A 17,292-nucleotide genomic window follows, 5' to 3' on the forward strand; every position below is an offset into this window, starting at 1 on the left:
CATCCTCAGCGCTTCTTTTTAGAAGTCAGTTTGTTGTAGCGTTCGTGGGTCATCAGCTGAAAACCACTGGCCCCACAGGGTCGAAACAGGCGGTATCTGTACCCCACCGCAATCACATCCCCACACCCGGCATGCAACCGGCGAGGACGCTTACAGGACAGCATCACAGCTGCTTTTGCCTGTATCTGAGCCGGTATCCGGCCAATGCTCTTGAATCCTTCCATGTGCATAGCTCCAGGGGCTGCCGAAGCAGCCCCTTGTGGGATTAGTTGGGGCGGGCCGGACGTACTTGCTCGGGGATGATCAATGAGCCTTTCATGAGCCAAACGGCGTAATCAGACAGGCCAGGGGTATTGATGATGCGCAGCAACAAGCCACCCCCAATCTCGCGATAGCCCAGCTCGTAGTTCTTGAGCGTGGTGGGCGGGATATCCAGCTGTGCAGCAAACTTGGGGCGACTCAGTCCCAAAGCTTCACGCAGTTGGCGTAGGCGCTGACGGGTGCTGTCGTTGAGGGTTGCCATGGACGGCATTTCAGTGTTTGGCATAGGCATGGTTAGGCTCCTTGGTGGGTACTGATGCGATTGATGTGACCGAACAGGGATGCCCAAACCAGTGCGTTTGCACGTTGGGTCAGAATTGTCAGGTCTTGCGCTGAATAACGTTGGCCATAGGGGCCAGTCAGACGGCGGTGCTGGAGCTTGCGGTTGCGCAGCGCGCAGGGGATTGCTAAAGTAGTCATGTCAACTTTCCGTGCTAGGTTGTTGATAAGAGCCCCGTTAGGTGTTTGCAGCACCATTGTCCGGGGCTTTCTTTTGCCCGCTTTTTGCGGTGTTCTGCCCACCGATAATTTCACTCAGTAGGGTTTTCTTCTTGTGCAGCCGATCGGCTGATCTTGTTTCCTCTCTTGGTTGCAGTTCCGGTAAACAACCGGTGTGCCACTCGTATTCCGACATGCGTCCATGAAACAGATGCTGTAACCCGAGTGCTATCACTGCCTGGCGGATCGACTCTCTGTCAGCCCTGCCGATGGGCAATACCTGACCCGCCAATGCCATTGGCAACTGAGCGATGTAACAGACGGCCTCACGTTGTTTCTGATTGGCCTCGCGCCAGTAGCGCGGCACCTGGGATTTGCTTTGAAGGAGCTGGGCCCTAAGCAGGGCTGGGTAATTCTCTGCGGCACTCATGCGTAGCCCCCTCACATCGCCAATGCAGCAAGCGGTGACATCACCTGGAATCGCTGCTCGACATCGTTGATGAGAAGAGCAACTGAGCCCATCGCTGCGGTGGCGATGCTCATAAAGGAGCGGTGCTCATTGCTGGTGATGCGACCGCGCTCCGTGAGCTCCAGAGTTCGCTGACCGATATTCGCTATCTGTGAATTCAGCTGGATCACCTGGTGAGTCAGTGACGGGGCTCGCTCGGCGTCTGGGATGGCGACAGCAGTCAAGCCACATTCCAACAACAGGGCATCCAGCAGTGTTTCGTCTTGGGTGGCGTGGTAGAGCGCGATCAGGTCTTCGCCTGAAAGCTTGTGTTTCTGTGCCTGATTGAACTTGTTACGTAATACGTGGGAAGACATGCCAATACTGGCCGCCACCCGCTCTACGTTGTGATCCTTTGCAAAGCTGGCACAGGCTCCCCGATAGTGGGGGTGTAGGTTTTTGATGCAATTCGACACTCTGATATCCCTCTTGAGTCCGGTACAACAATCAACAAGCTACGGTCATAGTGACGAAACGCTCGGCTTGATAGCGGGCCTGCATGTAGAGGGCGTAGAGATTGACGCTGCGATGACCCCGTTTACCGTCTTGCAAAACTGGCAGTTGGCCACGGTCGGCGCGCTTGCGGATGGTGTTGATTGCGACACCTTGGCGTGCGGCATAGTCCACGAGCGATTCGCTGACGATGGCCTTGCCAGTCTCTCGGCTGAAAAAGGGGTAATCAGTCGGTAACTGACTGACATCATTGGGAATAAGGATGCGTTTGGATTTAGAGGCCATTGTGATACCCTCTGGCTGTTTGTGTGTTTTGTGGCTGTGTGTGGCAGCCCGTGTTCAAAGTAACCAGTTAATCCTGTCATCCAAATGGATTACTGTCAACGGCTAGTGATTCAAATGAATGATTTTCATGATCGACTTCGTGAGGAAAGAGAACGGCTTGGTTTAACGCAAGCCGCTTTTGGAGCGATAGGTGGTGTCCAAAAACAGGCTCAGTTTAAGTACGAGAAGGGAGAGCGCTTCCCTGATGCTGGCTATCTCATGGAACTTTCGAAGGTAGGGGTAGACACTCAGTACCTTCTAAGAGGTGCGCATTCCACAGAGAAGTTGACTCCAGATGAAGATCAGTTACTGACGTTATTTCGAGCCGCACCATTGTCTGTAAAAGCTGCGGCTATGGCAGGTTTGGCAGCCGGAGGTGCGACGGTGGCTGGAAACGTTACGAACACCAATAGCGGTGATGGCGCTCAGCTGAATTTTAATGGTCCCGTTGGAACCGCGTTTTCTGGTGATGCCACGATCATGAAGGGCTCGAAGAAGTCGTGACCGAGTTGCTTGATACCCCAAGTAGTAAAGTGAACCTGAATTTCCATGCCCCGGTCGAGTATGCCGCCGGAGGGGATGTGAAGATCATCAACGAGTTGGGAGGGCGGCTACTCACCAGAAGAGAGCGAAAAGAGCTCCATAACTTGGTGCTCCAGCTGGATAGGGAGTTTGGCCAAAAGGGCTGGGATACTTGGACGTATCTGCATGAGAAGATTGGGGTCAACGAGATCGGAGAGATGCGACTCGATCACCTGAAGGCCGCCCAAGCTTTGTTGCAACTGATGATCGAAGCAAAACAGGCAGCTTCTGGCACTGTTATTGAAGAGATCTGGCGGCAAGAATACCAGTCCGTATGCTGCGATCTGGTGGAACAGAGTGAAATAGAGGTCAATCTTAGGGCCGAACTTCGTCACTATCAGCAAGCACATTCAGCACTAAAAAGTGACCACGATAGGTTACAGCAAGTGTTGACCCAGCATCGAGTTACAGCAGCCCAGTTAGAGAGAGAAAAGCGCTCTTTGGGCAGCGGTGTAACGGAGCTGCAGCAGCGTCTTTCAAGTGAGATCCAATCACACCGCCATTCAGAAGCTGAGTTGAAACGGGCTGCCAGCCGAGCAGCAGAGCTGGAACACCAGATTGATAACCTCATTGCAGGAAGGCTTGTTGATGCAGAGGTGCTTGCTCAGGCACATAAAAAGGCTGAACAAGCGCAACGAGTAGTCCAGCGACTGCGTGGCCGCTTGATATGTGGCGGAATATTGGCAGTGCTGGCCACTGGCGCAGCGGTGTATAAACCGCTCTTCCAGGCAGAACTTCGCGCTGAGCAAAGCAAGGCAGTTATGCTCAAACGCAAGGATATCTGCCTATTCAACGGCGAGCCGTTTAGCTGGGGTACTAGGCTTCCCACTTCTTTGGGGATGCAGAAATGCGTGAAGAGCCGCACCGGACAATATCTATGGCAACCGGACCGATAATTAATCGTTGCTGAGTAGGAATATCAGGGAGATAGTGTATGTCCGATGAAAACAAGATTCGTGATGCGGCAGATGCGATAAAAGGTGTGGTCGAGGCTGTTCCTGTGTATCAGGATGTTGTGCAGCCAGCGGCGAAAGAGATTGGAGCTGCCCTTAAAACAGTCGCAAAGACGATCCATATAGCTCTGGCGCCAGTCAGCGTGCTTGTTTGGGGATATGACCAACTCAAGGAGTTTCTATCAACACGGGTAGCTGAAAAGCTGAAAGACGTTCCTCCTGAGTGCATCGTTACCCCGAAGCCAAATGTGGCGGGCCCTACCTTGGAGGCTTTGAGGTATACCGGCCACGAAGAATCTCTCAGAGATATGTATGCAAACTTGCTGGCTGCATCCATGGATTCCAGGACTGCTCAGGGAGCGCATCCTGCGTTTGTTGAAATAATTAAGCAGTTGACCCCTGATGAGGCGCGTATTCTAAAACTTTTCTTTCCTGTCAGAGCGTTACCTCTCATCAGTGCGCAGAAAGCGTATAGAGCCCCAACAGCTACAAAAAACGGTAGTATAGAGCTTCTGAAAGACTTCTCATTATTGGGTTGGGAGGCTGGTTGCGAACATCCAGAGCAGACTCCCACCTATCTAAACAACCTGTGTCGGCTTGGGTTGGCAGAGATTCCGGTCATGTACGAATACACGACCCCCGGTGTTTATGATGCTCTTGAGAACCATGAGTTGATTCAAAAATTGAAGAATGATTATTCCTCTGATGAGCAGTTCACCCTTCATTTTTTTAGAGGAGGACTCAAAGTTACAGCGTTAGGCCGCCTTTTCTGTGAAACCTGTGTGGTCTCGCACGATGCCAAAGGATTACCAAAGTCTGCTGGCATCGAAGATTAATATCCTGCTGAAGCAGAGCACAATTTAAGGCGTTGCCGTTTTAGCGCAAAGCACAAATCATCAAATGAAGGTGTAACAATGTCTTCTAGTGAAGTTAATCCGGAAATGGATGCCGTCCGTGCCGAGATAACGGGTATAACGACTGATGAGATGATTCAGTTTTTGCTTGAAAAGACGAACAATCAACTTCGCTGTGTGATGTGTGGCAGTAGTAGTTTGCATATTGTAGGTACTGATGAACAGCTTTTTGCGTTTGCGATGCCATCGTTCATGACTGATAGAACTGTGGATACTCGTAGGTACGTGGCTTCTGTTGGCGAATGCATTAACTGTGGTTACATCCATCTGTTTTCACCTGTAGCCCTACTGGAAGCTAAAGAAGCTAAAGCTAGGGGTAAGGTATAATGAGCGCTGAGATTCGTAATTTTCCGTCACACGCAGTCACGCCAGGCAAATCTGACGGGCCAAGCGGCGGAGATGGAGGAGGTGATAACGTGCTAGAACCCAGAGTTGCGAAACTTGAGTCGCATGTAGAACACATCCAGCGGGATACTACAGATATCAAGCAGAAGCTTGAGCGGGTAGCTGACGACGTCAACGACCTGAAAGTGTCTATGGCTTCACTGGCTGGGCGGCAAGACGCGTTCGATATCAAGCTTGATTCAATGGACAAGAAGCTTGAATCGAAGCTCGATGCGATAGAAAAGAAATTCGAGTCTAAGTTTGATGGTCTCGATAAGAAATTTGCGACCAAAGCTGATCTACATGAAGCATTGGGCAATCAGCAGAAATGGATGTTCCGAACCATGCTAACCATCATGGGGATAGGCATTGGGCTGACGGGGACCGTTGTCGCGTTACTTATCAAATTCCTTCCCCACACGTCTTAATGCAGCCTCAGCGTCTGGCTTTCGAAATACGCCCCTGATGGGCGTATTTTTATAGGTTCAAGAGTCTCCTTATGAGCATCAAATCCACCTCTGACGGCTACTTGGTCGACATCCGTCCGCAAGGTCGTGACGGTAAGCGGATCCGCAAACGCTTCAAAACTAAATCCGAGGCTCAGCAGTATGAGCGTTGGGTTATCGCCACTGAGCACAATAAAGGATGGGTTGATCGCCCGGCAGATAACCGGCCGCTCTCTGAGCTGATCGATCTCTGGTGGCGCTACCATGGTCAGACTCTGAAGTCAGGAGAGGCTGCTCGTAAGAAGCTCCAGAATATGGATGCGGGAATGCGTTACCCATTGGCGAGGCAGGTTACCAAGGCGCTATTTTCTGAGTACCGGGCGATGCGAATACAAGCTGGCCGCCTTCCAAACACCGTCAACCGTGAACACGACATGCTAGGCGGGGTATTTTCGGTACTCATTGAGCTTGGCCATTATCATCATGCGCATCCGCTCAAGGACGTAAAAAAGGTCAAGTTGGTAGAAAGGCCAATGGGTTACCTCTCCCAGGAAGAGATCCGTGGGGTCTTGGGGGCGCTATCCGGGGAGAACCTGAAAGTAGTCAAACTCTGCCTAGCCACAGGGGCGCGCTGGAGTGAAGCGGCCAATCTGCGCCGCGAGGATGTGCTGGCCAGCCGAGTGACCTATATCAACACGAAGAATGGCAAAAATCGCACTGTGCCGATCTCGGCCGAGCTGTGTCAGGAGCTCACGAGCGGGGTGAATCGGGGCCCGCTGTTTCGTGACATCGACTACCTGTTGGTGCGAGACGTGATCAAGTCGGTGGCTCCGGACTTGCCAGTAGGGCAGGCGGTGCATGTCTTCCGGCACACGTTCGCATCACACTTCATGATGTCCGGGGGCAATATCCTCGCGCTGCAAAAAATACTGGGCCATCATAACATCCAGCAGACAATGACCTATGCCCATTTTGCCCCAGATTACCTGAATGATGCAGTACGTTTTAATCCTCTAGAAAACCCGTTATCAGCAGCCTGAAAAAGTGTCCACAAATTGCCCCAATCGTAGTCGCTTTACGTCTCATATCGTCTCAGTTCATGGCATATAACTGACTGTTTTTAAAGTAACTCACTGATTTTGTTGAGTAATGAAAGGGGGCCTCGGCTCTCTTTTTTTATGGTTTTTTTCCGCTGAGGGTACTCAGGCGGCCGGCGGCTTGAGCCCGGCCAGCGCCGTTCGCAGGCGTGCCAGCCCGATGGGCTTGAACAGACACTCGTCCATGCCGGCGGCGAGGCAGAGCTCCCGCTCCTTCGGCTGGGCATGGGCGGTGAAGCCCCAGATGGGCAGCTCATGGCCGTAGGCCCGCAGCCGGCGAGCCAGCTCGAAGCCGTCCATCACCGGCATCTGGCAGTCGGTGATGACGAGATCGAACGCCTTGCCACGGATGGCTCTGAGCGCCTCGGCGCCGTTGCCGCGCACGCTCACCTCGTGGCCAAGGTGCTTGAGCTGCTGGCGCAGCAGGGTCTGGTTGGTGTGATTGTCATCCACCACCAGAATGCGCAGGGGGCGCTGACCGGCCGGGGCGAGCTCCGCAGGCTGCGGATGCGCGGAGTGCGCGGGAGCCTGCGCCAGTTGCAGGGGAAGGATGACCTCGAGCCGGGTGCCCACGCCGATGTCGCTCTCGACCCGGATCTCCCCTCCCATCATCTGACACAGGATGCGGGAGATATTGAGACCCAGCCCACTCCCCTCCTGGGGCTGGGCGCCGCGGCCGCGATAGAAGGGGGTGAACAGCCTCGGCAGCTGGTCGGCGGCAATGCCCACCCCGCTGTCATGGATCGCGAGATGGAGCACGGGGTTCACGTCCTGCTCGTCCAGCCTCGCCTGCACCGTCACCTCCCCCTGATGGGTGAACTTGATGGCGTTGCCGAGCAGATTGAAGAGGATCTGGCGCAGGCGCAGGGGATCGATGACCACCTGGGGCAGGGGGTCGGTGGCGATATCGATGCGATAGCCGAGCCCCTTGTGCTCGGCCATGCCCTGAAATGCCCGGCAGACCGAATAGAGCAGGGGAGTGAGGGCACAGGGGACAGGATGCAGCGTCATCTGGCCCGCCTCTATGCTGGAGATATCCAGCACATCCCCGATGAGATCCAGCAGCCCGTGGGCCGACTCCGAGGCGATGTTCAATTGCTCCGCGCTGCGACGGCCCAGGGCCGGATCCTGGCTGACGAGCTCCAGCATGCCGAGAATGGCGTTCATGGGGGTGCGGATCTCGTGGCTCATGGTGGCGAGGAAGTCGCTCTTGGCCCGGCTCGCCCGGTCGGCCTGCTCCTTGGCCAGCCGCAGATCCTCCTCCAGGGTCTTGCGATCCGTGATGTCTATCCAGCCATCGATCACCCCGCTGACGGCTCCCCCGGTATCGAAGTAGGGCACCATCCAGTGATAGATGACGGAGCAGTGCTCCCCCTGATGGAACAGGCGATCCGCGAAGATGGGTTCGGCCGTCTCCAATATCTGGGCAAAGTCCTGCTCCAGCACGGCGATGTCCTCGCTGTTGACCCGGCCGGCGAGCCCGTCGGCGAAGGTCTGGCCCAGCACCCGATCCTGCCGGGTGCCCAGCTGTGTCAGGTACTTGCTGTTGCACATCAATACCCGGCCATCCGTGTTTCGCACCACCATGGGGTGGGGCAGGCTCTCCCCCAGCGCCTCGATGAAGCGGACGTGGGCTTCGAGCTGCTGGCGTGAATGCTGCTCGGATTGGGCCAGCCGCTTGAGCATGCGGTTGCGGTAGAGTAGCAGCAGGGCCGCCCCGAACAGGACGGCAAACAGCAGGTAGACGTAATGAGCATGGCGATTGATGAAGCTGGGGGCGGGCAGCGTCCGGTTGCGCCACTCGTAGCTCATCATGGCCAGCTCGCTCGGGGAGATGGAGAGTATGGTCTTGTCGAGGATCTCCATCAGCATGGTGTTGTCCGGCATGCTGGCAAAACCCATCTGGATGGGATCATCGCTGGCGGGACCGGCGATGCGCAGCTGGCCGTCGCCGCTGCCCACCATGTGCTGGGCGAAGTAGAGCGGCACTATGGCGGCGTCGAGGCGCTTCAACTTGAGGGCCCGCATCGCCTCGGCCGCGCTGTCCGTGAGGGTGAGCCGGCTGCTGTCAAGCTGGCTGGCGACGGGGTTGTGGCGGGTCATGCCCACCTGCCTGCCCGCCAGATCCGTCAGGGCATGGATGCTGCTATCTTCCTGCCGGGCCAGGATCACGTAGATGTCGTCGGTGGCATAGGGGGAGGATGGCAGCAGGCCATAGTGCCTGGCGACGGGGTGGGAGATGGCCCCGATGAGATCCACGTCTCCGTTGCGGACCGCCTCGCTCAGCTGTTGCTCCGAATGGTATGTCACGAAGCTGAAGTGCAGGCCGGTGCGTCTGCTCACCTTGGCCAGCATGGCGACCGCCATGCCGGTCAGCTGATCGTCATAGTCCTTGACCCCATAGGGGTAAAGGTTGTCCATCAGCCAGACCTTGATGGTGGGGGCCTGGCGCAGCCAGGCCAGCTCGTCGGCATCATAGAGGCTGGCCGGGCCGTCTACCGAATCCCGGATGGGGCCACTCCACTGGCTGAAGATGAAGTAACGGGTCAGATCGCTGAGATCCTGCAAGGTGGTGTTGATGAGGCTCAGCAACTGGGGGGCATGGCGGGAGACCGCGAAGCGAAACGCGCCTGGGGCCAGCTCGGGCTGGGCCTCGCCACGCTGCCTGAGCTGGTCGAAGCGCTCGCCGTTGAGGTAGCGCATGGCGTAGGCATCGCTCAGCAGGACTTCCTGATGACCGAAGAAGACCGCATCGAAGGCGGCCTTGTTGGAGGCATAGGTCACCAGATTGAGGGTGGGGTAGTAGCGCTTGAACTGGGCCGCATCCGTGTAGCCGGCGACCGTCGCCACGCTCTGGCCCGGGGTCAGCAGGGGGCCGTGGTGCTGCCTGAGCGCGGAGAAGACGGAGGTGCTGCTGAAATAGGAACGGCTCAGGCGGATGTCGGTCTTCCCTTCGTCCAGGGTCAGGTTGCCGATATTGGCGATGTCTATCTCCCCTCTGCGCAGGGCCGACAACATGGCGTCTTTATCTGCATAGGGCGTGAGTGACAGGTTCTTCTTCAGGGATTTCCCGATGATGTCGAGATAATCGGCGGATACCCCCTCGAAGCGGCTATCCGGGATGAGGATGCTGAAGGGGGGATAGTCGTGGAGCAGTATGCCGACTCGCAGGAACGGAGTCCGTTGAAGCCACTGCTCTTCCGCCAGCTGTCTGGGGGAGTAGACAGGCTGAAAATCGTGGCGGCTGTGCAGGATGAGCGCCTGCGCGGGCAGGGTGAACAGCAGGCAGAGCAGGATCAGTGATCGAAGAAGGTTCATCATGCCACCCGGAACGCGACAGCCATCCTTGCCGGTCAGGATTATCCGAAAGCGGCCATTCTACCGGAACTCGGGCACGATGAGTCCCTTTTTTAGGCATTTATCGACATAAACGACACAAATTAATGGCGGGCCAGGCCCGCCATGGAGGCAGATGGTTAGCGGCCCATTACCGAGGCGTTAACCGAAACGGTAGGCCCCCATGTAGAGGCTGCCGTAATCCCAGCTGTCGTGCAGCTTCACCGGCTTGTCCGCCCCCGCCGCCCCCAGGGCCACGAACAGGGGGCGCAGGTGATCGTCATGGGGGTGAGACTCTACCGCCCCCGGGGCCCGGGCCCGGTAATCTTCCAGCGCGGGGCGATCCGCCACCGCCATGGCCTGCTCCAGCCAGCGGGCAAAGTCGCTGGCCCAGCCGGGGACGGGGGAGCCATCCGGTCCGAGCGCCCTCAGGTTGTGGGTGATGGCGCCGGAGGCGAGGATGCCGATCCCCTGTTCGCGCAGGGCCTGCAGGGCCTCACCCAGTCGCCACAGCTCGGCCGGGCTGAAGCTGGCGGGGATGGAGAGCTGCACCAGGGGGATCTCGCTCGCCGGATCCATCAGGGAGAGGGGGGACCAGACGCCGTGGTCCAGCTCGCGCTTGACCGGGGTGGCGGGCAGACCCGCCAGCAGCAGCTGATCGCTCACCGCCTCCTGCAGCCAGGCCGGGCTCCTGGCGGGCCAGCGGATGCGGTAGAGCGGCTCCGGGAAGCCGTAGAAGTCATACATCAGCGCCGGGCTCGACTCGACGTTGAGCTGCGGCTCGGTGCGGCTGAACCAGTGGGCAGAGATCACCACCAGCCCCTTGATGCCTTCGAGGCGCAGACCCCTGAGAAACTGGGTCGCCGGTTGATCCCGCAAGACCAGATCCGGGGCGCCGTGGGAGATGAACCAGACGGGAGCGATAGCCATGATGAGACTCCTTGTTGGCGGCGTGGGCACTGCTGGCCGCCACCGCATGACATGGGATCAGGGCAAGATGCCACTGACATTGAGGTCATTATCCTCCCCGACTTAAAGGTTAACAATCAGGCTATATGTATAATCACTGTTCACTAATAATTGATAGTCAGGGGCATCTTGCGGGGAACGCTGGCGCAATGGAGGGATAAAAAAACCAGGCCAGCGGGTTGCGCTAGCCTGGTGGAGAGCCGTGGGATCTTGCCGAGACGAGTTACTGAATGCCCGGCAGCTCTACATCGAAGATAAGCACGGGTGCTCAGTGGGAGCTTGCCGAGGCGAGTTACTGAATGCCCAGCAGCTCTACATCGAAGATAAGCACGGGGGCTCAGTGGGATCTTGCCGAAGCCGGTTACTGAATACCCGGCAGCTCTACATCGAAGATAAGCACGGGTGCTCAGTGGGATCTTGCCGAAGCCGGTTACTTAATGCCCAGCAGTTCCACGTCGAAGATAAGCACGGATCCCGGCGGGATCTTGCCGGCGGCACGATCGCCGTAGGCCAGGTTGGCGGGGATATAGAAGCGGGTCTTCTCCCCTTCCACCATCAGCTGTACCCCTTCGGTCCAGCCGGGGATCACCTGGTTGAGGCCAAACTCGATGGGCTCGCCGCGGGCGACCGAGCTGTCGAAGACGGTGCCGTCCAGCAGCTTGCCCTCGTAGTGTACCTTCACCTTGCTGGTGGCGGTGGGATGAACCGTACCCGTGCCCGGGGTCAGCACCTCGTATTGCAGGCCGGAGGCCGTGGTGGTCACCAGGGGCTTGTCCTTGTTGCTGGCGAGGAATTCGGCTCCCAGGCGGACGTTCTCGGCCGCCACCTTCTTGTTATTGGCGCTGGAGTAGAAGTAGTAGGCAACCCCGGCAACCAGCAGTGCTATCAGAATGAATTTCATCGGTTTTCCTATTCCCTGAAATGCAAAGAGTGCAATGAGACTGGCATCTTATCTCAGCGAGCGGGAAGGGGCGAGTCATCTGCGCGGCGCTGTGGCCGGCCCATGGACGGCCCCGTCCCGATCACTTGGAGGCGACCATCATCAGGGCGGGCAGGGCGAAGAAGAGCCCGGCCACATAACCCAGCGCCAGCAGCTTGTTCTCGCTGCCGACCCGGGCCAGGGTCTCGGCGGCCTTGATGGGCAGTTCACGCAGGAAGGGCACGCCATAGATGAGCGCCACGGCGAAGACGTTGAACAGCACGTGCACGAAGGCGATGGTCAGTGCCAGCTGGGCACCGGCGCCGCTGATGGCGGTGGCCGCCAGCAGGGCCGTGATGGTGGTCCCTATGTTGGCCCCCAGGGTGAAGGGGTAGAGCTGGCGGGTGTTGAACACGCCGCCACCCGCCAGGGGGATCATCAGGCTGGTGGTGGTAGAGGAGGACTGCACCATGACGGTGACCAGGGTGCCGGAGGCGATGCCGGTCAGGGGGCCACGGCCCAGCGCCTTGTGCAGCAGCTCCTTGGCACGGCCCACCATGACCCGTTGCAGCACCTTGCCGAGGGCGGTGACGCAGCCGAGGATCAGCAGGATGCCGATGACTATGGTGGCGATGGCGGGGCCCTTGCCCGGCAGGAAGGCGACGGCGCTGTCGATGAGATCCAGGGAGGGGGAGATGATGGGCTTCATGAAGTCCATGCCCTTCATGGACATGTCGGCGGAGCCCATCAGCAGACCTGACAGCCACTCGGCACTCTTTTGCAGCAGGCCGAACATCAGCTCAAGCGGCAGGAAGATGAAGACTGCCAGCAGGTTGAAGAAGTCGTGTACGGTGGCGGCGGCGAAGGCGCGGCGGAACTCGCTCCTGTCCCGGATATGGCCGAGGGAGACGATGGTGTTGGTGATGGTGGTGCCGAGGTTGGCCCCCATCACCATGGGGATGGCCATGCCCATGGGCAGGCCGCCCGCCACCAGGCCGACGATGACCGAGGTGACGGTGCTGGAGGATTGCACCAGGGCGGTGGCCAGGATGCCGAGCAGCAGGGCGACGAAGGGGTTGTTCGCGAAGGCGAAGATCTGGGCCGCACCCTCGGCGCCGCCGGAGAAGCCTTTGAAACCGTGGGAGACGGCCCCGACGGCGACCAGGATCAGGTAGACAAAGGTGATCACCGCTAGCCAGTTGAACAGGGGGCCGGTAGCGCGGGTCTGCGGGGACGACGGTATGCTTTGCATGGTGCCTCTTGGGACGTCTGCGTTGAATTGGACGGGCGCATTACAGCAGCGCTCTATGACAGAAATATGACAACGTGACACTTTGATGATGTTTTGATGACAGCTATCTCATTGCCAGCCATCGGTACTATCACCGCGACATATAATGTCGACATTGCGTTGTTTGATGGTGTATTTGACCGCCACTATCGATGGATGCGTTAGAAACTGACGGAGGCGGTGCTAAACATAGGGCAAGCCGGTAACGTCTCCTCTCCCCAGGGGGTAGACTGACCCGTCTTTTATCTGCAATTGCGAGTCTGTCATGAAACATTGGTCTCTTCTGCTCCTTCCGCTGGCCCTGGCCTCCCTCCCTGCTCACGCCGGCATCGTCTCATCGGGTTGCGACGCCAAAGACGTGGCGATCGGCTCGGCCGTCAACAGCGCGACCGGGGTCAACAGCCGCTGTTCGGCCCAGAGTGCCAAGCAACGGGTAGACAATGCGGTCAACGACCCCGCTGGCTACGCCAAGCGCAAGGCGGCCCAGGCCACAGGGGGGGATGAAGCCTACAACAAGGCGAAGAACACCCAGCAACGGGTGGAGAATGCGGTGGACAATCCGGCCGATTACGCCAAGCGCAAGGCGGCCCAGGCCACCGGCGTGGACGAGGCCTACAACAAGGCGAAGAACACCCAGCAGAGAGTCGAGAACGCGGTGGACAACCCTGCCCAGGCGGCGGGCCGCGCCGTGCTGCGCAAGACGGGCGCCTACTGAGGGCTGCCAGCTGGCGGTGTGCCGTGCAAATGAGAGAGGGGAGCCCGCGGGCTCCCCTCTTTGCATCATATGGATGGCTTACTGGCCGTCGGCCGCTTCCTCGTACTGACGGAAGGGGATGCGGAATACCGCGAGGCGCAGGAACAGGTAGGTCACCCCCAGCCCTGCCCAGATGAGGCCAAGCTCCAGAGAGCTGCGTTCCAGGTTGATCCAGAGCGCCCCTATGGTGGCGGCTCCCAGCAGCGGCAGCACCAGGAACAGCAGGTGATCCTTCAACGTCTTGTTGCGCTTCTCGCGCACCCAGAACTGGCCGATGACCGACAGGTTAACGAAGGTGAAGGCCACCAGGGCGCCGAAGTTCACCAAGGCCAGGGCCATGTCCAGATCGAACGACACCGCGGAGAGGGCCAGGGCCCCCACCAGCAGCACGTTGATGGCCGGGGTGCGCCAGGTGGGGTGAATGTAGCCAAACACCCGTTCCGGGATCATGCGATCGCGACCCATCACGTAGAGGATGCGCGACACGCCCGCGTGGGCCGCCATGCCGGAGGCCAGCACCGCCACCGTGGTACACACCAGCACCACGCTCTGGAACAGGGTGCCACCCACGTAGAGGGCGATCTCCGGCAGCACGGCGTCCGGCTCCTTGAAGCGGGCCAGATCCGGGAAGAACAACTGCAGGCTGTAGGAGACGGTCACGAAGATGATGCCGCCGATGAGCGCCGTCAGCACGATGGCGCGGGGGATCACCTTGCCGGCGTTCGGGGTCTCTTCCGAGAGGGAACTCAGGCCGTCGAAGCCGAGGAAGGAGAAGCACAGTATGGTGGCGCCGGTGAACAGCGGCAGCATGCTGGCGGATTCCACATGGAAGGGACGGCTGCTCAGCAGGGTCGCGGCCCCTTCACCCTGGGTCAGGCCCCAGCCGATGAGGCCGAGGAAGGTGAGGATGATGGCGACCTGGATGAAGACGATGACGCCGTTGAAGTTCGCCACCAGCTTGATGCCGCGCAGGTTCAGGAAGGTCATCACGGTCACCAGACCGAAGATGAAGATCCAGGGCTCGACGTTCGGGAACATGGCGGTCAGGTAGATCTTGGCCAGCAGGATGTTGATCATCGGCATGAACATGTAGTCCAGCAGGGAAGACCAGCCCACCATGAAGCCGATGTAGGGGTTGAACACCTTCTGGGCATAGGTGTAGGCAGAGCCCGCCGAGGGGAAGCGACGCACTAGATGGCCGTAGCTGAAGGCGGTGAGCAGAATGCCGCCGAGGGCCAACAGGTAGGCGGTGGCCACGCGGCCATCGGTGATGTCGCCGACGATGGCGAAGGTATCGAACACCGCCATGGGAGTGAGGTAAGCCAGACCCATCACCACCACCTGGAACAGGGTCAGCGTCTTGAGCAGCTTGGCACCGGCCATCACGCTTTCTCCTCTGCGAACGCCTGGGTGGCGAAGGGGGACGGGATCAGGGACGCGGCAATGCGTACCTGGACACAGGGTGCGCCAGTCTGGGCGACAGACGGATGGCACATGCCGGTGGGGACCGGCAGGAAAGCAGTGAAAAGCCCCATGTATTTCCTCACAACGTCGGGAGATTGCTCTGCAATCTCGATATCAATTCCGGCGCAAAGTCCGGCCTCTTGGTGAATGGTGGTGTGCCCCTAAAAAGCAAAGAACCGATGCTGCAAAAACATCGGCTCTCAAGGGGCGGCGTATTGTGCCCCCAGAGGGGGGGGGTGACAAGCAAAAAAGGCCGCTATTGGGCATTTTGTTGACTGGGGTCAGGGTTGTACTTCTGCCTGTCTCGAACGCCTCGGGAGCGGGGCGTAGAAAGGGCTGAAAGGGAGTGACCGATGGCGCCGATTCGGGTGGGCGCTATCAAAAGAAGAGCCCGCACTGGGCGGGCTCTGCAGGGGCATCCTGGTCAAGAGGCGTCCGTCTCCGGCTGGCGCAACTGGACCCGGAACAGGGTCAGGCGCAGCAGCAGATAGAGGGCGCCGAGGGCGGCCCAGATTAGCCCCAGCTCGAAGGAGGCGGGTTCCAGGTTGAGCCAGAGCACCCCGATGCAGGCGGCGCCGCACAGGGGCAGCACCAGAAACAGCAGGTGATCCCGTAGGCTCTTGTTGTGGCCGAGCTTGATATAGAAGTGGGCGATCACCGCCAGATTGACGAAGGTGAAGGCCACCAGGGCGCCGAAGTTGATGAGCGCCAGCGCCATCTCCAGATCGAACGACACGGCCGAGAGGGCCAGGGCCCCCACCAGCATCACGTTCAGGGCCGGGGTCTGCCACTTGGGGTGGACGTAGGCGAAGAAGCGGCTCGGCAGGGCCCGGTCCCGCCCCATCACGTAGAGCAGGCGCGAGACCCCGGCGTGGGAGGCGAGCCCGGAGGCGAGCACCGCCACGGTCGTGCACACCAGTACCACCGCCTGGAACAGCTTGCCGCCGACGTAGAGGGCTATCTCCGGCAGCACGGCATCCGGCTGCTGGAAGCGGGAGATGTCCGGGAAGAACAGCTGCAGGAAGTAGGAGACCGAGATGAAGAGCACGCCGCCGATGAGGGCCGTCAGCAGGATGGCGCGGGGGATCACCCGATCCGCATTGGGGGTTTCCTCGCACAGGGTGCTGATGGCGTCGAAGCCCAGGAACGACAGGCAGAGGATGGAGGCGCCGGTGAACAGGGGCACCAGGTGCATGTGTTCGGAGAAGAAGGGGCGGCTGCTCTGGAGGGTGCCTAGCCCCTCGCCGTGATAGACACCCCAGGCGATGAGACCGATGAAGACGGCGATGATGCTGAACTGCATCATGACGATCAGGCTGTTGAAGTTCGCCACCAGCTTGATGCCGCGCAGGTTCAGGAAGGTCATCACCGCGGTCAGGGCCAGGATGTAGGTCCAGGGCTCTACCTCCGGGAACAGGGCCTCCATGTAGATCTTGGCCAGCAGCATGTTGATCATCGGCATGAACATGTAGTCGAGCAGGGAGACCCAGCCCACCATGAAGCCCACATAGGGGTGGAACACCTTCTGGGCATAGGTGTAGGCGGAGCCCGCCGAGGGGAACTTGCGCACCAGGTGGCCGTAGCTCATGGCGGTGAACAGCATGCCGATGAGGGCGAACAGGTAGGCGGTCGGCACATGGCCTTCGGTGATCTCGGTGACGATGCCGAAGGTGTCAAACACGGCCATGGGGGTCAGATAGGCCAGACCCATGATGACCACGTGCCACAGCTTGAGGCTCTTTTTCAGACCGGTAGGGTGAGCATTCATCATGCTTTCTCCCCTGTCTTGGCCGAAGGGAGCAGGGTGACGCTCGGGTCATCCTGGTTCTTGGGGGCGCCAATGTGTTGCACAGACGGCAGGCGCAGACCGGCGCAGGCCGGCAGGAAAGCGGTGAAATACCCCATGGTGTTCCTCACTTGAGAAGCGGGTGTCGTGAGATGGCTATCCATCTCGCTATCATTTCCGGTCGGTTCCGGCCTCGTTATGGATTTGGTTGCCGCAAAAAAAGACCGGGCTGCGATGAGCGGGCGGTCCTTGAAAGCGGAGGCGCATTGTGCATTCGTGATGCCCCCCTGACAAGCATATCAAGGGGGAAAAAACGCATTTTTTAGCACAAATGCGAGGCGCTGGTGAGCACC

At 58.9% G+C, this 17,292-nt stretch carries 20 protein-coding genes; 7 read left to right on the forward strand and 13 right to left on the reverse strand.

All coding sequences use genetic code 11. The features are described from left to right. Nucleotides 1-5: 5 nt before the first annotated feature. From ACT5M9_RS18140 to ACT5M9_RS18160, 5 genes are all read right to left on the reverse strand, one after another. On the reverse strand, nucleotides 6-230 hold the full coding sequence (locus ACT5M9_RS18140) for a ParE family toxin-like protein (protein ID WP_520395646.1): 225 nt from the start codon (nucleotides 228-230) through the stop codon (nucleotides 6-8). A gap of 35 nt (nucleotides 231-265) precedes the next feature. Next, entirely contained in the window at nucleotides 266-547 is a 282-nt protein-coding gene (locus ACT5M9_RS18145) for a helix-turn-helix domain-containing protein (RefSeq protein WP_457980616.1), read from the reverse strand. Nucleotides 548-778: 231 nt separating this feature from the next. Then, nucleotides 779-1,189 (reverse strand): hypothetical protein, encoded by a 411-nt coding sequence (locus ACT5M9_RS18150; protein ID WP_457979907.1) that lies wholly within the window; start codon nucleotides 1,187-1,189, stop codon nucleotides 779-781. 11 nt (nucleotides 1,190-1,200) lie between these two features. Beyond that, nucleotides 1,201-1,683 (reverse strand): phage regulatory CII family protein, encoded by a 483-nt coding sequence (locus ACT5M9_RS18155; protein WP_457979906.1) that lies wholly within the window; start codon nucleotides 1,681-1,683, stop codon nucleotides 1,201-1,203. A gap of 31 nt (nucleotides 1,684-1,714) precedes the next feature. After that, nucleotides 1,715-2,005 carry a DNA-binding protein gene (locus tag ACT5M9_RS18160; protein ID WP_457979904.1) on the reverse strand — a complete coding sequence of 97 codons (291 nt, stop codon included), beginning with the start codon at nucleotides 2,003-2,005 and terminating at the stop codon, nucleotides 1,715-1,717. A gap of 114 nt (nucleotides 2,006-2,119) precedes the next feature. Here ACT5M9_RS18160 and ACT5M9_RS18165 point away from each other — a divergent pair, with 114 nt between their 5' ends. The 6 genes from ACT5M9_RS18165 (at nucleotide 2,120) to ACT5M9_RS18190 (ending at nucleotide 6,363) form a co-directional block, all read left to right on the forward strand. Continuing rightward, on the forward strand, nucleotides 2,120-2,548 hold the full coding sequence (locus tag ACT5M9_RS18165) for a helix-turn-helix domain-containing protein (protein ID WP_457979902.1): 429 nt from the start codon (nucleotides 2,120-2,122) through the stop codon (nucleotides 2,546-2,548). Beyond that, nucleotides 2,545-3,522 (forward strand): hypothetical protein, encoded by a 978-nt coding sequence (locus ACT5M9_RS18170; RefSeq protein ID WP_457979901.1) that lies wholly within the window; start codon nucleotides 2,545-2,547, stop codon nucleotides 3,520-3,522. The genes ACT5M9_RS18165 and ACT5M9_RS18170 overlap by 4 nt, the downstream gene beginning before the upstream one ends. A gap of 38 nt (nucleotides 3,523-3,560) precedes the next feature. Next, entirely contained in the window at nucleotides 3,561-4,415 is an 855-nt protein-coding gene (locus ACT5M9_RS18175; RefSeq protein WP_457979899.1) for a DUF4393 domain-containing protein, read from the forward strand. Between the two features lie 78 nt (nucleotides 4,416-4,493). Then, a complete protein-coding gene (locus ACT5M9_RS18180) occupies nucleotides 4,494-4,820 on the forward strand; it encodes a hypothetical protein (RefSeq protein ID WP_457979897.1) in 327 nt (108 codons plus the stop codon). After that, nucleotides 4,820-5,305, forward strand: coding sequence for a hypothetical protein (locus ACT5M9_RS18185; protein ID WP_457979896.1), 486 nt, complete (start codon nucleotides 4,820-4,822; stop codon nucleotides 5,303-5,305). The genes ACT5M9_RS18180 and ACT5M9_RS18185 overlap by 1 nt, the downstream gene beginning before the upstream one ends. 71 nt (nucleotides 5,306-5,376) lie before the next feature. Then, complete coding sequence (locus ACT5M9_RS18190; RefSeq protein WP_457979895.1) at nucleotides 5,377-6,363, forward strand: phage integrase; 987 nt, start codon at nucleotides 5,377-5,379, stop codon at nucleotides 6,361-6,363. Between the two features lie 162 nt (nucleotides 6,364-6,525). On the opposite strand, the gene ACT5M9_RS18195 is transcribed toward ACT5M9_RS18190, so the two are convergent. The 4 genes from ACT5M9_RS18195 to ACT5M9_RS18210 all read right to left on the reverse strand — a co-directional run bounded on the left by ACT5M9_RS18195 (nucleotide 6,526) and on the right by ACT5M9_RS18210 (nucleotide 12,896). After that, nucleotides 6,526-9,738, reverse strand: coding sequence for a response regulator (locus tag ACT5M9_RS18195; protein ID WP_457979894.1), 3,213 nt, complete (start codon nucleotides 9,736-9,738; stop codon nucleotides 6,526-6,528). A 180-nt stretch (nucleotides 9,739-9,918) separates the two neighbouring features. Then, entirely contained in the window at nucleotides 9,919-10,686 is a 768-nt protein-coding gene (locus tag ACT5M9_RS18200; RefSeq protein WP_457979892.1) for a DODA-type extradiol aromatic ring-opening family dioxygenase, read from the reverse strand. Between the two features lie 469 nt (nucleotides 10,687-11,155). Further along, on the reverse strand, nucleotides 11,156-11,626 hold the full coding sequence (locus ACT5M9_RS18205; protein ID WP_457979890.1) for an FKBP-type peptidyl-prolyl cis-trans isomerase: 471 nt from the start codon (nucleotides 11,624-11,626) through the stop codon (nucleotides 11,156-11,158). A gap of 121 nt (nucleotides 11,627-11,747) precedes the next feature. Then, nucleotides 11,748-12,896 carry a Na/Pi symporter gene (locus tag ACT5M9_RS18210; RefSeq protein WP_438550092.1) on the reverse strand — a complete coding sequence of 383 codons (1,149 nt, stop codon included), beginning with the start codon at nucleotides 12,894-12,896 and terminating at the stop codon, nucleotides 11,748-11,750. 304 nt (nucleotides 12,897-13,200) lie between these two features. On the opposite strand from ACT5M9_RS18210, the gene ACT5M9_RS18215 reads away from it, so the two are divergent. Next, complete coding sequence (locus tag ACT5M9_RS18215; protein ID WP_457979888.1) at nucleotides 13,201-13,650, forward strand: hypothetical protein; 450 nt, start codon at nucleotides 13,201-13,203, stop codon at nucleotides 13,648-13,650. Between the two features lie 78 nt (nucleotides 13,651-13,728). Here ACT5M9_RS18215 and ACT5M9_RS18220 read toward each other — a convergent pair whose 3' ends face one another. The 4 genes from ACT5M9_RS18220 to ACT5M9_RS18235 all read right to left on the reverse strand — a co-directional run bounded on the left by ACT5M9_RS18220 (nucleotide 13,729) and on the right by ACT5M9_RS18235 (nucleotide 17,058). Further along, nucleotides 13,729-15,072 (reverse strand): APC family permease, encoded by a 1,344-nt coding sequence (locus ACT5M9_RS18220; RefSeq protein ID WP_457979886.1) that lies wholly within the window; start codon nucleotides 15,070-15,072, stop codon nucleotides 13,729-13,731. Then, nucleotides 15,072-15,224, reverse strand: a complete 153-nt coding sequence (locus tag ACT5M9_RS18225; RefSeq protein WP_457979884.1) for a hypothetical protein — start codon at nucleotides 15,222-15,224, stop codon at nucleotides 15,072-15,074. The genes ACT5M9_RS18220 and ACT5M9_RS18225 overlap by 1 nt, the downstream gene beginning before the upstream one ends. A 353-nt stretch (nucleotides 15,225-15,577) precedes the next feature. After that, nucleotides 15,578-16,921 carry an APC family permease gene (locus tag ACT5M9_RS18230; RefSeq protein ID WP_457980614.1) on the reverse strand — a complete coding sequence of 448 codons (1,344 nt, stop codon included), beginning with the start codon at nucleotides 16,919-16,921 and terminating at the stop codon, nucleotides 15,578-15,580. Beyond that, complete coding sequence (locus ACT5M9_RS18235) at nucleotides 16,921-17,058, reverse strand: hypothetical protein (RefSeq protein WP_457979882.1); 138 nt, start codon at nucleotides 17,056-17,058, stop codon at nucleotides 16,921-16,923. The genes ACT5M9_RS18230 and ACT5M9_RS18235 overlap by 1 nt, the downstream gene beginning before the upstream one ends. Between the last annotated feature and the right edge of the window lie 234 nt (nucleotides 17,059-17,292).

The sequence above is a fragment of the Aeromonas sp. AE23HZ002T15 genome (assembly GCF_054165525.2).

Bases quoted from the DNA above. Each gene is read 5' to 3' on its own strand.
- ACT5M9_RS18140 (WP_520395646.1), bottom strand. From the start codon at position 230: ATGCACATGGAAGGATTCAAGAGCATTGGCCGGATACCGGCTCAGATA.
- ACT5M9_RS18145 (WP_457980616.1), bottom strand. From the start codon at position 547: ATGCCAAACACTGAAATGCCGTCCATGGCAACCCTCAACGACAGCACC.
- ACT5M9_RS18150 (WP_457979907.1), bottom strand. From the start codon at position 1,189: ATGAGTGCCGCAGAGAATTACCCAGCCCTGCTTAGGGCCCAGCTCCTT.
- ACT5M9_RS18160 (WP_457979904.1), bottom strand. From the start codon at position 2,005: ATGGCCTCTAAATCCAAACGCATCCTTATTCCCAATGATGTCAGTCAG.
- ACT5M9_RS18165 (WP_457979902.1), top strand. From the start codon at position 2,120: ATGAATGATTTTCATGATCGACTTCGTGAGGAAAGAGAACGGCTTGGT.
- ACT5M9_RS18175 (WP_457979899.1), top strand. From the start codon at position 3,561: ATGTCCGATGAAAACAAGATTCGTGATGCGGCAGATGCGATAAAAGGT.
- ACT5M9_RS18180 (WP_457979897.1), top strand. From the start codon at position 4,494: ATGTCTTCTAGTGAAGTTAATCCGGAAATGGATGCCGTCCGTGCCGAG.
- ACT5M9_RS18185 (WP_457979896.1), top strand. From the start codon at position 4,820: ATGAGCGCTGAGATTCGTAATTTTCCGTCACACGCAGTCACGCCAGGC.
- ACT5M9_RS18190 (WP_457979895.1), top strand. From the start codon at position 5,377: ATGAGCATCAAATCCACCTCTGACGGCTACTTGGTCGACATCCGTCCG.
- ACT5M9_RS18195 (WP_457979894.1), bottom strand. From the start codon at position 9,738: ATGAACCTTCTTCGATCACTGATCCTGCTCTGCCTGCTGTTCACCCTG.
- ACT5M9_RS18200 (WP_457979892.1), bottom strand. From the start codon at position 10,686: ATGGCTATCGCTCCCGTCTGGTTCATCTCCCACGGCGCCCCGGATCTG.
- ACT5M9_RS18205 (WP_457979890.1), bottom strand. From the start codon at position 11,626: ATGAAATTCATTCTGATAGCACTGCTGGTTGCCGGGGTTGCCTACTAC.
- ACT5M9_RS18210 (WP_438550092.1), bottom strand. From the start codon at position 12,896: ATGCAAAGCATACCGTCGTCCCCGCAGACCCGCGCTACCGGCCCCCTG.
- ACT5M9_RS18215 (WP_457979888.1), top strand. From the start codon at position 13,201: ATGAAACATTGGTCTCTTCTGCTCCTTCCGCTGGCCCTGGCCTCCCTC.
- ACT5M9_RS18220 (WP_457979886.1), bottom strand. From the start codon at position 15,072: ATGGCCGGTGCCAAGCTGCTCAAGACGCTGACCCTGTTCCAGGTGGTG.
- ACT5M9_RS18225 (WP_457979884.1), bottom strand. From the start codon at position 15,224: ATGGGGCTTTTCACTGCTTTCCTGCCGGTCCCCACCGGCATGTGCCAT.
- ACT5M9_RS18230 (WP_457980614.1), bottom strand. From the start codon at position 16,921: ATGAATGCTCACCCTACCGGTCTGAAAAAGAGCCTCAAGCTGTGGCAC.
- ACT5M9_RS18235 (WP_457979882.1), bottom strand. From the start codon at position 17,058: ATGGGGTATTTCACCGCTTTCCTGCCGGCCTGCGCCGGTCTGCGCCTG.